At 70.6% G+C, this 15,988-nt stretch carries 1 protein-coding gene; it reads left to right on the top strand.

All coding sequences use genetic code 11. The features are described from left to right. The coding region (locus IRT45_RS34315; protein WP_194809929.1) for a non-ribosomal peptide synthetase at positions 1-15,988 on the top strand (15,988 nt) is incomplete at both ends.

Raw genomic sequence — 15,988 nt, forward strand, 5'->3', positions numbered from 1 at the left:
GCGGCGCATCCGCGCCGACGAACTCGACCACCGGATCGGTGAGCTGGTGTCGACCGGATCCGATGTGCGACACCGGCCGCCGATCCGAGTCGCCCTGTTCGCCACCGCCGATCACGGGCACGTCCTGGTGGTCGTGCTGCACCACATCTGCTGCGACGGGTCGTCGCTGCCGCCACTCGCGGCCGACTTCGCCACCGCCTACCGCGCGCGGGCGCAGGGGCACGCCCCCGGCTGGCAGCCACTGCCGGTGCACTACGCCGATTACAGCATCCGGCAGCACATGCTACTGGGCGACGACACCGATCCCGAGTCGCTCGCCTCGCGCCAATTGGATTACTGGACAACGCAATTGGCGGGTATGGCGCGGCCGCTGGAACTCCCGGTCGACCGCCGGCGGCCGGATACCCGGTCCCTGCTCGCCGATACCGTCGACACCGCGATCACCGCCGAGACCTACGCCGGGATCGAGCAACTGGCCCGCACGGCGAAGGTCACCACCTTCATGGTCGTGCACGCCACGCTGGCGGTGCTGCTGGCCCGGCTGTCGGGCTCGGCGGACATCACCGTCGGCACGCCGGTCGCGGGCCGCGGCGAACGCGCGCTGGAACCGCTGATCGGCATGTTCGTCAACACCGTGCCACTGCGGACGCGGGTGCGTGACGACGAAACGTTCGCCGACTTCCTGACCCGCGTCGAGGACATCGATGTCGGCGCGCTCGCCCACAGCGACCTGCCCTACGAACGGGTCGCCGAAGCGATCGAGCCGATGTCGGCGGCGGCGCAGGACCCGCTGTGCCGGGTGTATCTGGCGTTCGACAATATGGACCGCCCGACCCTCGAGCTCGCCGGGGTCACCGCCGAGGTCCTGGATCCGGGACCGCAGCCGGCGAAGGTCGACCTGATCGTCACCGTCGCCGAGAATGCCGGGGCGGCAGGCGATCTCCCGATGCGGATCAACTACGCGACCGACGTGTTCGACCGGGGCACGGTCGAGGAGTTCGCCGCGCGCCTGCATCGGATTCTCGAATCGGTCGTGCGAGATCCGGGGCAGCGGGTCGGCGCGGTCGATGTGCTGTCGGCCGGTGAGCGCACCGCGCTGGTGCCCGCATCCGGTGGCGATGCCGCGGCGCCGCTCGTGCTGGCCGAACTGCTGACGGTCCGGGATCCGGAGGCGGTGGCGATCGTATCGGGCGGGCACACCCTGACGTACGGGGAGTTGGACGCCCGGTCGAACCAGCTGGCGCGAGTGCTGATCGAGTACGGGATCGGCGCCGACGACCGGGTCGCGCTGGTGCTGTCGCGGTCGGTGGAACTCGTGGTGGGAATGTGGGCGGTGGCGAAGACGGGTGCGGCCTTCGTCCCCGTGGATCCGCGCAATCCGGCCGAGCGTGTAGCGGTGATGCTCGCGAACGTCCGGGTCGCTGTCGCCGTGATCGCGACGCGGGATCTGGTGCCGCACACCACCGAGCGGGTGGTTCTCGACGAACCGCGCACCGAGGCCCGCATCACGTGCCGCTCCGCGTCCGCGGTGACCGACCGCGACCGGATTCGCCCGTGCCGGGTGTCGAATACGGCGTACGTGGTCTACACGTCGGGTTCGACCGGCGAGCCGAAGGGCGTCGCCGTGACGCACGCGGCTGTGGCGAATTTCGCTGCCGAACAACGGGATCGGTATCGGATCGGCGATTCCGCGCGAGTGCTGCAGGTGGCGGCTCCGGGCTTCGACGCGCTGGTGCTCGAACTGCTGATGGCGCATCCGCACGGCGCGACGCTGGTGGTCTCGCCACCGGATGTCTTCGCCGGACAGCCACTGGCGGAAGTGATTCGCAGGCAACGGATCTCGCATGCGTTCCTCACGCCCAGCGTGCTGGCGACGATGTCGCCCGCCGAGCTCGGGTCGTTGCGGGTGCTGGTGGCCGGTGGAGAGGCGGTCTCGGCAGACACCATCGCGGTGTGGGGTCCCGGCCGCCGGTTGCACAACGGCTACGGACCGACCGAGACCACGATCATGGTGGCGATCAGCGATCCGCTGAGGCCCGGCGACCGGGTGACGATCGGCGGTCCGATCCGCGGTGTGCGAGCGCTGGTTCTGGACGAGCGGCTGCGGCCGGTACCGGTCGGGGTGACAGGACAGCTGTACATCGGCGGCATCCATCTCGCCCGCGGATATCTCGATCGGCCCGCGGACACGGCGGCGGCGTTCGTGGCCGAGCCGTTCGGCGCGGCGGGGCAGCGGATGTACCGCACCGGCGATCTGGCCCGCTGGACCCCCGAACGCACCCTCGAATACGCCGGGCGCACCGACTTCCAGGTGAAGATCCGCGGGCAACGCATCGAACTCGGTGAGATCGAGGCCGTGCTGGCCGGTCATCCGGATGTCGCCGCCGCGGTCGCGGTGAGCGTCGAGACCGACGGTGGAATGCGGCTCGCCGCCTATCTCGCGCCGGTCGACGACGGCGTCGACGTGGCCGCCGTGACGTCCTACGCCGCGCGCCACCTGCCCGCGCATATGGTTCCCGAGTCGGTGACGGTACTCGACGTCCTCCCGCTGACCTCGGTGGGCAAGGTCGACCGCGCCGCCCTGCCGGAGCCGGTATTCGCCAGTGCGCGAGCCGATTTCGTTGCGCCGCGCGATGCGGCCGAACAGCTCGTCGCCGATGTGTGCGGCGCCGTGCTGGGCATCGACCGGGTCGGCGCCGCGGACGACTTCTTCGCCCTGGGCGGCAATTCGTTGTCGGCGACGCGGCTGGTCGCGCGGCTGAGTGCCGCATTCGGTGTCGAGGTGTCGTTGCGCACCGTCTTCGACGCCCCGACCGTCGCGGCGCTCGCCGCGGCGTTGCACACCATCGACACACCCGGGCGGGAACCGCTGCTGCCGCAACCGCGGCCGGCGCGCATCCCGCTGTCCCCGGCCCAGGCCCGGATGTGGTTTCTCAACCAGTTCGACACCGACTCGGCGCTCTACAACATCGCCCTGGTGTTGGGCATGTCCGGCCCTCTCGACGTGGCGCCCCTGCATGCGGCCTTCGCCGATGTGCTGGACCGGCACGAGGCGTTGCGCACCGTGTATCCGGACAGCGACACCGGGCCGCATCAGGTGGTCGTGCCGGTGCGCGAGGCGCTGCCGTCGCTGGAGCCGGTGACGGTGCCCGCGGCCGAACTCGAGGCGCGGATCGCCGCGACGGCTGCCGCGGGATTCGACGTCACCCGCGACGTTCCGTTTCGGATCGTCCTGCTGCGCCCCGCGCCCGAGGAACACACGCTGGTCCTCGTCGTCCATCACATCAGCTTCGACGGATCCTCACTCGCCCCACTGGCCGCCGATCTGATGACCGCCTACGAGGCACGCCGCCGGCAGCAGGCGCCGCGATGGGATCCGCTGCCCGTGCGATACGCGGATTACGCACTGTGGCAAGGGAAGCGACTCGGCACCGAAGACGATCCGAGCGCTCCGGCCGCCGTGCAGGTCGACTACTGGCGCACGGCGCTGGCCGATCTGCCCGAAGTGCTGGATCTGCCCACCGATCGCCCGCGCCCGGCGCGGCAGAGCTTCCGCGGTGCGACGGTGTCGCACACCCTGCCCGCCGACCTCGGGCATGCGCTCACCGCGCTGGGCCGCTCATGCGATGCCACGGTTTTCATGGTGCTGCACGCGGCGTACGCCGCCCTGCTGGCACGTCTGTCGGCCGGCGACGACATCGCGGTCGGCACGCCGGTCGCCGGGCGCGGAGAAGCCGGGCTCGAACACCTGATCGGCATGTTCGTCAACACCCTGGTGTTGCGCACCCGCATCGAACCCGGCGCCTCCTTCCGAAAAATCCTCGAGCAGGTCCGCGCGACCGATCTGGCCGCCTTCGACCATGCCGACATCCCGTTCGAACGTCTCGTCGAGGTGCTGAATCCGTCGCGTTCCACGGCCCATGCGCCGCTGACCCAGGTGGGGTTCGCGTTCCACAACATCGACATTCCGGCGGTGCGGTTCGAAGGATTGACCGTCGACGCCCGGACCGCCGACCCGAGCGTGGCCAAATACGATCTGCACCTCAATCTCGTCGACACCGCGCAGCGCGACGGCGATCCGGGTGGGATGGCCCTCGAATTCGGTTATGCGACAGATCTGTTCGACGAGTCCACGATCCGCTCGATGATCGACCGATTCGTGCTGTTGCTGCACGCGGTCGTCGACCGGCCCGACCGGGCGATCGGCGATATCGACCTGCTGACCGACGAGGAGGCGCGCGAGCTGGCCGTGCGCGAAACCGGCGGGACCATGGCGCCGTCCTCGGCGACCATCGCCGACCTGTTCGCCGCCCAGGCCGCGGCGACACCGCGCGCGAGCGCCGTCCTCGACGCCGAGGACGGCACGCGACTCGACTACGGCCAGTTCGCGGCCCGGGTGAACGCCCTCGCGCGGACGTTGATCGACCGCGGCGTCGGCCCGGACGCCGTGGTGGCCGTGGCGATGCACCGCTCGGTGGACCTGCTGACCGCCCTCTACGCGATCCATGCGGCCGGTGGGGCGTATCTGCCGGTGAATCCGGAACATCCACTCGATCGGGTGCGCGCGGTGCTCAGCGCGGCACGACCCCGTGCGGTACTCACCCGCCGATCCGACGAGGCGAACCTGCCCGGCGACCTCCCGATCTGGGACCTCGCCGAACTCGGCGGCCGCTCGCTCGACGCTTCGCCGGTGACCGACCGCGACCGGCTCGGGCCGCTGCGACCGGAGAATTTGGCATACGTCATCTACACCTCCGGCTCGACCGGGGTGCCGAAGGGCGTGGCGGTATCGCATGCCGCGGTGGTCAATCAGCTGCGCTGGCTGCGCGAACACTACCGGCTCGGTGACGACGTCATGCTGTTGCGGACCCCGGTCACCTTCGACCTGTCGGTATGGGAACTGTTCTGCGCCTTGACCTGTGGCGCCGAGCTGGTGATCGCCGGCCCGGGTACGGGCGCCGACCCGGAGGCGGTCGCGCGGCTGATGGCCGACCATCACGTCACCACGGCCGATTTCGTGCCGTCGCTGCTCTCGGCGTTCGAGGATACGGCGGCCGGTCACCACTTCCCCGATCTGCGGCGCGTGCTGTGCATCGGCGAAACGCTGCCGGCCGACACCGTCCGTCGCTTCCGGCAACTCAGCGATGCGCGCCTGGACAACCTGTACGGGCCGACCGAGGCCGCGGTCAGCGTCACCGCCTACCACGTCGACGGTATCGACGGCGGCACCGTGCCGATCGGCACGCCGGAGCCGAATGTCGTGGTCCACGTGCTGGATTCGCGTCTGCACCCGGTACCGGCGGCTGTGACCGGCGAGTTGTATCTGAGCGGTGTCCAGCTCGCCCGCGGCTATCACCGGCGCCGGGATCTGACCGCCGCGACGTTCGTCGCCGACCCGCTCGGCAGCGTGCCCGGGTCGCGCATGTACCGGACCGGTGATCTGGTCCGCTGGGAGAAGGGCGGCGTCCTGAGCTACGTCGGGCGCGCCGACGACCAGGTCAAGATTCGCGGGCTGCGCATCGAACTCGGCGATATCGAGGCGGCGCTGCTCGCGCAGGACGAGGTGAGCGCGGCGGTGGCGCGCGTCTACGCGGGCCGGGGCGAGCAACGCCTGATCGCCTACGTTGTCGCACCGGAAACCATGGACGCCAGGCGGATTCGGCGCCTCCTGCTGGAACGCCTGCCGGCCTATATGGTGCCGTCCGCCGTGATCCGGATCGGCGGGGTGCCGCTCACGGCGAACGGGAAGATCGACTACCGGGCCCTGCCGGTTCCGGATTCGAACGGGCGGACGGAATACCGTGCGCCCCAGGGGATCGTGGAACAGACCGTCGCCGAGGTCTTCACCGAACTGCTCGGCGTGCCCGTCGTGGGCGCGGACGACGACTTCTTCGACCTGGGTGGCAATTCGCTCGTCGCCACGCGCGCCCTGAGCCGGATCGGCGCCACACTCGATGCGTCGGTGCCGGTGCGGATGATCTTCGAAGCGCCCACGGTCGCCGAACTCGCCGAGCGCATCACCCGGCTGCGGGGCGTGCCCGCGCTGCCCGCCCCGGCTCCCGGACCGCGACCGGATCGCCTGCCGTTGTCGACGGCGCAGACCCGGATGTGGTTCCTCAACCAATACGACCCGCAGGCGCCGGGATACCTTGTGCCGCTGGCGGTCCGGCTCGAAGGCAGCCTCGACACGGACGCACTCACGGCCGCCGTCGGTGACGTGGTCGAACGGCACGAGAGCCTGCGCACCGTGTACCCGGCGGTCGACGGCGTGCCCACGCAGGTGGTGCTGGACGCGGCCGCCGTCGTCGCGGACTGGGATCTGACACCGCAGCGGATCGACGAGCATGAGCTGGCCGGCCGGTTGGCCGCGCTGACGACCACCGGATTCGACGTGTCCGAGGCGGTGCCGGTCCGGGTCGCGCTGTACCAGCTGTCCGACACCGTCCGGGTGGTCGCGATCGCGGCGCACCACATCAGCTGCGACGGTTATTCGGTGGCACCACTGGCCGCGGATCTCGTGGCCGCCTATCGGGCGCGCACCGGCGCCCAGCCGTCGGTCCGTCCGCCGCTGCCGGTGCAGTTCGCCGATTACGCCCTGTGGCAGCGCGCGGTGCTCGGCTCGCCCGACGATCCCGAATCGCCGGTGGCCCGCGATATCGCCTATTGGCGAAAACGACTGGCCGGCATACCGGAGCTGCTCGAACTGCCCACCGACCGGCCGCGCCCGGTCGACCAGAGCCATCGCGGCGCACTGATCCACGCCGACATCCCGGCGGAACTGCAGAGCCGGGTGGAATCGCTGGCCCAGCGCGCGCGAGCCACGACCTTCATGGTGGTGCACACGGCGCTCGCGGTCCTGTTGTCGGGCCTGTCCGGCAGCGACGACGTCACCGTCGGCGTACCGTATGCCGGTCGTGGCCACCGGGTGCTCGACGACCTGGTCGGCATGTTCGTCAACACCTTGGTGCTGCGCACCCGCGTCACGCTCGACCGGACATTCACCGGATTGCTGGACGCGGTGCGCCGCAGCGATATCGAGGCCTTCGACCATGCGACCGTGCCGTTCGAGCAATTGGTCGACGCGCTGCGTCCGGCCCGCTCGACCGCGCACTCGCCGCTGTTCCAGGTGATGCTCGCCTATCAGAACATGGTGCGGGCCCGGGTGGAACTTCCGGACCTCGTCGTCGAAACCATCGATCCCGGTGACAGTTCCGCGATCTACGACCTGCTCTTCATGGTGACCGAGGAGCACGGCCGCGACGGTGAGCCGGCCGGCATGACGCTGCGGCTGACCTACGCGACCGACCTGTTCGACGCGGAGTCGGCGCAACGGTTCGCCGACCGGTTCGTCCGCCTGCTCGACGGGCTCACGACCGACGCCGACGCACCGCTCGGCGAGCTCGACCTGCTCGATGCCGCCGAACGGCAGCTGGTGCTCAAACGCTGGAACGACACCGGCGACCCGATGTCGGTGGGCCGGACCCTGGTGGACGGCTTCGACGAACAGGTGCGCCGCACCCCGCACGCGCCGGCGATCCTGCCCGTCGACGGCGACGCGCTGACCTACCGGGACTTCGCCGACCGTGTCCACCGGCTGGCCCGATGGCTGATCGCGCGCGGTGCGCGCACGGAAACCACTGTGGGCGTGGCGGTTCGGCGCTCGATCGACCTCGTGACGGCGTTGTACGCGGTGCTGGAGTCGGGTGCGGCCTTCGTCCCGATCGATCCGCAGCAGCCGAGCCGGCGCATCGCCGACGTGCTGGACGCGGCACACCCGATCCTGGTTCTCACGACCGCCGCAGACGGCGACGGCCTGCCACCGGGATGTCCGCGCGGGGATCTCGATCGGCTGGATCTGTCCGCTCTGTCCGGCGACGCGATCACCGATGCGCACCGGCTCGCGCCACTGCGGCCGGACAATGTGGCCTACGTCCTGTTCACCTCCGGCTCCACCGGCGTGCCCAAGGGGGTGGCGCTGACCCACGCCGCCACCGCGAGTCAGCTGGCCTGGGCGCAGCGGCAGTGGCCGCACGGCGCCGGCGATACGGTCCTGCACAAGACTCCCGTCACCTTCGATATCGCGGTGTGGGAGCTGTTGTGGCCGTTGCAGACCGGCGCGCACATCGTGATCGCCGAACCTGACGGACATCGCGACCCGGCCTACCTCGCGGACTGCATCGCGAACCGGGACATCACGACCGTGCATTTCGTCCCGTCGATGCTCGACGTTCTCCTCGAAACCGTCGGCGACACCGAATTGCCCTCGGTGCGACGGGTATTCGTCGCCGGTGAGGCGTTGCCGCAAGTCACTGTCGACGCCGCGGCGCGGGTGTTCACCGCCGCGGAGGTGGTGAACTGGTACGGCCCGGCCGAAGCGGAGGTGGTGACCTCCGCGCGATGCCTGCCCGGCGCGACGATTCCCGCGACGGTCCCGATCGGCGCACCGGTCTCCGCTATGCGGGTGTACGTGCTGGACCGGAGACTGCGCGCGGTGCCGGTCGGCGTCGTCGGCGACCTGTACGTCTCCGGTGTGCAACTGGCGCGCGGCTACCACGGCCGCGCCGACCTGACGTGCGCGGCCTTCGTCGCGCATCCGTTCGGCGCACCGGGCGAGCGGCTGTACCGCACCGGAGATCTGGTGCGCTGGACCAGATCCGGCGAACTGGACTTCTCGGGCCGCAGCGATTTCCAGGTGAAGGTGCATGGTCAGCGCGTCGAGCCGGGAGATATCGAGGCGGCGGCGTGCGCGGTCTCGGAGGTCGCGCGCGCGGTCGCGGTGGCGACCGCGGAGCGCATCGTGGCCTATGTGACGCTCGGACCGGGCGCGGTGATCGACGGGCGGGCGATCCGGGACCGGCTCGCGCGGCTGCTGCCGTCGTATCTGGTTCCCGGTCGCGTCGAGGTGCTCGACCGGATGCCGCTCACCGCGAACGGCAAACTCGACCGCGCCGCGCTTCCGCGACTCGAGTTCGACGGCACGGCGGAATTCGTGCCGGCGCGTACCGAACACGAAGCGGCACTGGCCGATATAGTCGCCGTGATCACCGGCGGCGAGCGGGTGAGCGTCGCGGCGAACCTGTTCGAGCTCGGTGTCGACTCACTCTCGGCCGCTCGGCTGGCCGCGCGCGCCGAGACGGCGCTCGGGGTGCGGGTGGGGATCCGGGACATCTTCGAGGAGCCGACGATCGCCGGGCTGGCGGCTCGTCTCACACAGCGCACCCCGTCGTCACTGATCCCGCTGGTGCCGCGGCCGCGCCCGGCCACGGTTCCGCTGGCGGCGGCACAGCGGCGGCTGTGGTTCATCAACCAGTTCGATCCCGATTCGGCGGCCTACAACATCGGCTTCGCGGCGCGGTTGACCGGCGCACTGGATCTGCGCGCCCTGCGCGCCGCGTTCGAGGACGTCGTGGGCCGCCATGAACCCCTGCGCACCTTCTATCCGACGGTGGCCGGTGAACCCTGCCAGGTGGTGCGGGAGGTGGCCGCGGTGGTCGCGCAGCTGGCACCGGATGTGGAGCCGGTCGACGAGGCCACGCTTCCGGAGCGAATCCGACAGACCGTCGCGACGGGCTTCGACGTCTCGGCCGAGGTCCCGGTGCGCGTGCGGGTGTATCGCACCGGGCCCGCGCGGCACATGCTGGTGCTGGTCGTCCATCACATCGCCGCCGACGGCTCGTCGATGGCGCCGCTGGCCCGCGACATCTTCACCGCTTACGCGGCGCGCGTGCAAGACGAAGCACCGCAATGGAAACCGCTGACCGTCCAGTACGCCGACTACACGCTGTGGCAGCGAGACGTGCTCGGTGCCGAGGACGATCCGGAATCGGTGACGACACGTCAGGCCGCCTACTGGACGGCGGCGCTGGCCGACGCGCCGGAACTGCTGGACCTGCCGGCCGATCATCCACGGCCCGCGACCATGTCGATGACCGGTGGCAGTGTGCGATTCGGCATACCGGCGCCGCTGCACCACGCGATCGTGGAGTTGGCCCGCCGCGAGGGCGTCACCGTCTTCGTCGTGCTGCATTCCGCGCTGGCGCTCGTGCTGGCGCGCACCGCGAACACCCGCGACGTGTCGATCGGCACACCCGTGGCGGGGCGCGGGACGGCGGCGCTGGACGATCTGGTCGGCATGTTCGTCAACACCGTCGTGCTGCGCACACCGGTCCGCGACGACGTGTCGTTCGCCGAGCTCGTCGCGCAGGTGCGCGGCATCGACCTCGAGGCGCTCGCGCACGCCGATCTGCCCTACGAGCGGCTGGTCGATCTGCTCGACCGGCCCCGGTCCACGGCCTATACGCCGCTGTATCAGGTGCTGTTCGGGTTGCAGACCACCCCGGCGGACCGATTCCGGCTGCCCGATGTGGAGGTGGAACTGGTCGATCCCGGTGTCGCCCAGGCCAAAACCGATCTCACCGTCCTGCTGACCGACGACCCCGGCGGTGCCGGGGCCACCGGCATGGACGGCGAAATCGTCTACGCCACCGACCTTTTCGTCGAGTCCACCGCACGCGCGCTGGCGGACCGGTTCGTTCGGGTCCTCGACGCGGTGGTCCACGATCCCGCCCGGCCGGTGGGCGAGATCGCGCTGCTCGACGCCGACGAGGCCGAGCGTCTGGTCCCGGCGCGGGGCGGCGCCGCACCCGCGCCGCGGCTGCTCCCGGAACTGCTCGCCGCAGCGGTGGCCACCGCTCCGGAGGCGGTCGCGCTGATCGACGGTACTCGCACCCTCACCTACCGAGAGCTCGACGCTCGCGCGGAAGAGCTTGCCGCCCAGCTGTTTTCGGCAGGCGCGAAACCGGGGGTCTGCGCGGCGCTGGCCGCGCCGCGCTCGGCGGACTATCACATCGCCATGTGGGCGATCGTGAAGACCGGCGCTACCTTCGTGCCGCTGGACCTGCGCTATCCGCCGGAGCGAATCGCCTATCTGCTGCACGACTCCGGTGCGGCCCTCGGCATCACGACGACCGCCGCGCGCGGCGCGCTGCCCGGCGATGTGCGCTGGCTGACGCTCGACGAACCTCATACCACCGGCGACGCCGCGGTGAAACATCCACGCGCACCGCGACTTCGGGATGTTGCCTATGTGATCTACACGTCCGGCTCGACCGGGACGCCGAAGGGTGTGATGGTCACCCACGAGGGGCTCGCCGCCTTCGCGGACGAGCAGCGCGACCGCTACCGAGTCGAGGGCAGCTCGCGCATCGTGCAGGTCGCATCACCGGCCTTCGACGCCGTCCTGCTCGAAGCGCTGATGGCGCACGCCGCCGGCGCGACGCTCGTGGTGGCCCCGCCGGAGGTGGTCGGGGGCGCGGATCTGGCCGCACTGATCGCGGCGCACCGCGTCACGCACGCGTTCCTGACGCCGAGTGTGCTGGCGACGATGACGCCCGCCGAGGTCGAGTCGGTGCGGGTGCTCGCGGTCGGTGGCGAGAAGGTGGCACCCGATCTGATCGCGGCGTGGGCGGCCGAGCGGCGGCTGCACCACATCTACGGTCCGACCGAGACGACGATCGTGATCACGATCAGCGATCCGGTGGATCCGCACGACATCCTCACCATCGGCGGACCGATCCGCGGCGCGGAGGCGGCGGTGCTGGACGCGCGGTTACGGCCGGTGCCGATCGGCGTGCCGGGGGAGCTGTACCTCGCCGGATCCGCACTCGCCCGCGGATATCTGAATCGCCCGGGTCTGACGGCGGCGTCGTTCGTGGCCAATCCGTACGGATCGGCCGGGAGCCGGATGTACCGCACCGGCGATATCGTGCGCTGGACCGAGCAGGCCACGCTGCGGTACGTCGGCCGGCTCGATTTCCAGGTCAAGATCCGAGGCCAGCGGGTCGAGCTGGGCGAGATCGATGCCGCCTTGCTCCTACATCCGGCCGTCAGCACCGCGGTCACGGTGACCCGCACGGGCCCTGGCGGGCGGACCGTGCTCGCGGCCTATGTCACCATCGACCCCCATGTGACCGCCGCACGGGGGGAGATCCTCGATCGGCTCGCGGCCGCCCTGCCCGCGCATATGGTGCCGGCGACGATCACCGTCCTGGACCGGTTGCCGCTCACCTCGACCGGCAAGGTGGATCGAAAAGCTCTGCCGGAACCCGACTTCGACACCGCGAGCGAGGGCGCGGCGGCCATCGCCGACGAGCTCGAACGCACCGTGGCCGCGGCCTTCACCGATGTGCTGGGTGTGCGCGGCGTCGGCGCGACCACGTCCTTCTTCGCGCTGGGTGGCGATTCCATCATGTCGATCCAGCTGGCGTCGCGATTGCGGGCCGTCGGGATCGGTGTGACGGCGCGAGACATCTTCGAGCGCAAGACCGTTCGCGGCTTGGCGCAGATCGCGCAGGCGCCGGCGCGAGCCGCGATCGAGGAACTGCCCGGCGGCGGGGTAGGCGAGATCGCGCTCACGCCGATCGTGGCCTGGTTCGTCGAGCATCTCGGGGCGCCGGCGCGGTTCGCGCAGTCCATACTGGTGCGGTTGCCGCGCGACGCACGGGTCGAGGACGTGCGTGCGACGGTGCGGGCGGTCGTCGAACGCCACGACGTGCTGCGCTCCCGGCTCCGGGCGGGCCGCTGGGATGTGCTGCCGCCGAACGCATCCGAGACGGCCGCATCGGTGTCGGTCCGAACCTTCGGCGCCGGCGAACGACCCGGCTCGCCGGGCTTCACCGCCGTCGTGGAGGCGGCGTCCGCCGCGGCGGCCGACCGGCTCGACCCGGCGGCCGGTGCGATGGTGCACGTCGTCTGCCTGCTGCCGGAGCCGGGGGTGGACGCCGAGGCGCGCGCACTCGTCGTGGTCCATCATCTGGCCGTGGACGCGGTGTCGTGGCGCATTCTGCTGCCCGACTTCGCCACCGCATGGCAGCGGATCGTCGCCGGACGGGCCGTCGAGCCGGCCACCCCCGGCACCTCGATGCGGCGCTGGGCCGACGCGCTGGTCGAAGCCGCCGCCGCGCGCGCAGACGAGTTCCGGCTGTGGCACCACCTGTGCTCTGTCCCGGACCCGATGCTCGGACGTGCGAATCCCGATCCCGCACTCGACACCCAGTCGACGGTGCGCCACCTGACCGTCACATTGCCGGTGGACGTGACCTCGGCGTTGCTCCGCGAGGTGCCCGCGGCCGCCCACGGCAGCGTCGACGATGCGCTGCTGACCGCGCTGGCCATGGCCGTGCGACGCTGGCGCGACCGCCGCGGCATCGACTGTGCGACAACGAGTGTCATGCTCGAGGGACACGGGCGCGAGGAAGGGATCGCGGAAGGGGCCGACCTGTCGCGGACGGTCGGCTGGTTCACCACCCGGTATCCGGTGGTCCTCGACCTCGACGGGACCGACTCCGACGACGTGCCCGCCGCCGTGAGGTCGGTCAAGGATCAGTTGCGTGAAATCCCCGACAAGGGAATCGGTTACGGACTCTTGCGCTTCCTGAATCCCGCCACCGCCCAGCGATTCGCCGATCTGCCGGAACCGCAGATCGCCTACAACAACCTCGGGCGCAGCGGAGTCGATCTCGCGGATCCGGCGGATCCGGCGTGGGTTCCGTCCGGCGAAACCTTCGATCAGCGTGCGGCATTCGAGCCGGATATGCCGGTGGCGGCGGTGCTCACCATCGATGTGACCGTATTCGACACGGCCGCCGGACCCCAACTGTCGGCATACGTCGGCTACGCCTCCCGGCTGCTCGACCACGACGAGGTCGCCGAACTCACCGGCGAATGGGTCGAGGCGCTCACCGCCGTCGCGGCCGCCGCCGACCGGGACTGGGGCCTCAGCCGCGCCGATGTGCCGCTCGTCGACGCGACCCGCACCGATCTCGACACGTTCGCCCACCGCTACGGACGCCTCGACGACGTGTGGCCGTTGGCGCCGCTGCAGGCCGGCCTGCTCTTCCACGCCGAGATCGCCGCGGGCCACCTCGATGTCTATCTGGCCCAATCCGTGCTCACCCTCTCCGGCGAGGTCGACGACGCCCGGTTCCTGCGTGCCGCGCACGCGCTGCTCGACCGGCACCCGAATATGCGGGCCGCGTTCGCGCGTACCATCGAAGGCGTTGCGGTGCAGGTGATTCCGGACAGTGTCGAGGTGCCGTGGCGGCAGGTCACGCTCTCCGGCGCCGCATCCGAGACCGCGGCCCTGCTCGATGCCGAGCGGGCGTCGTTCTTCGACCCGGCGCAACCGCCGCTGCTGCGATTCGTGCTCGCCACGGTGGGTCCGGGCGACTTCCGGCTGATCCTGACCGCTCATCACCTCCTGCTCGACGGATGGTCGCTGCCGCTGCTGTGGCGGGAACTGATCGGCCTGTACGCGGTGGACACACAGCCCGAGCTGCTACCGGATGCGGTGTCCTACCGCGACTATCTGGAATGGCTGACTCGCCGCGATCGTGCCGCGAGCGAGGCGGTGTGGCGCGACGCGCTGCGCGATGTCACCGAACCGACCCTGGTCGCCGACCCACATGCCGATGCGGCCGCGGCCATGCCGATCGATCTGCCGGTGGAGATCGACGGTGAACTGAGCGCCGAACTGGCGGACTTCGCCCGGTCCCACGCGGTGACGATGGCGACGATCGTCCAGTTCGCCTGGGCGGTGGTCGTGGGCAATCTGCTCGGCTCCGAGCGTGTCGTCTTCGGCAGTACGGTATCCGGCCGGCCCGCCGACCTGCCCGGAGTGGAGTCGATGATCGGATTGTTCATCAACACGATCCCGGTCGTCGCCGACGTGCGCCGCGAGGACACCGTCGAGCAGGCGCTGACCCGGCTGCAGGCCGGCAACACTCGCCTGCTCGACCATCACTACCTCGAACTGCCACGGATACTGTCGGCGGTCGACGCGGTGACGCTGTTCGACACGCTGGTGGTGTTCGAGTCCTATCCGGTCGACAGCAGCGGACTGGGCGCCGCCGATATCGATGGCATGCGGGTCGTCGCGGCGGACGGGCGTGACGCCGCCCACTACCCGATCACCGTGCAGGCCCACCACACCGACCGGCTGCACATCCGGTTGCGCTACCGGCCGGACCGGATCACCGAGGCGACGGCGTCGGGGCTGGCCGACCGGCTGGCGATGGTGTTGCGAGCGATCACGAACAACCCCGATGCGCGGCTGATCTCGCTGGATCTGCTGCACCGGGCCGATCGCGACGCCGTGGTCCCCGCCACCGGAGGCGTGGCCGTCGCGCCGCAACGCGCGGATCGGTTGCTCGCCGCGGGCATGTGGTTGAATCCCGCCGCGCCGGCGGTGATTTCGGGACAGCAGACCATGTCCTACGCCGAACTCGACGCCCGCTCCAACCGGTTGGCGCGATCGCTGATCGAGCGGGGGGTCGGTCCCGGTGAGCAGGTCGCGCTGGTGATGCCGCGGTCGGCGGAACTCGTCGTCGGACTGTGGGCGACCGCCAAGACGGGCGCGGCGTTCCTGCCGGTCGACCCGCGCAATCCGGCCGACCGCGTGGCGCACATGCTCGCGGATTCCGCTGTGCGAGTGGCGCTCACGGTCTCGCAGGTGCGGGATCTCCTACCCGATGCGGTGTTCCCGCTGATCCTCGACGACCCGCCGACCGAGACCGCGATCGCCGCGAAATCCGCGGCCACGATCACCGATGCGGAACGCGTGCGCACACCGCGAACCGCGGACGCGGCCTACGTGATCCACACCTCGGGATCGACCGGAGTGCCGAAGGGGGTCGTGGTCACCCACGAGGGGCTGGCGAACCTCGCCGCGGTGGTGCGCGACCGCTTCGGCGTCGACACCGGCTCGCGGGTGCTGCACGCGGCGGGCCCGGGCTTCGACGCGATGGTCCTCGAGATACTGCTCGCCCATACCGCCGGGGCGGTGCTGGTCGTCGCCGGGCCGGACGCCTATGCGGGGGAAGAACTGACGGAAGTTGTTTGGGCACACCGAGTAACGCACGCCTTCCTCACTCCGAGCGTGCTGGCCACCCTGTCCCCGGACGGTATGGATTCGTTGCGGGTACTCGCCGCG

It is taken from the genome of Nocardia sp. BSTN01, from assembly GCF_015354405.1.
In the GTDB taxonomy this organism is placed as follows: domain Bacteria; phylum Actinomycetota; class Actinomycetes; order Mycobacteriales; family Mycobacteriaceae; genus Nocardia.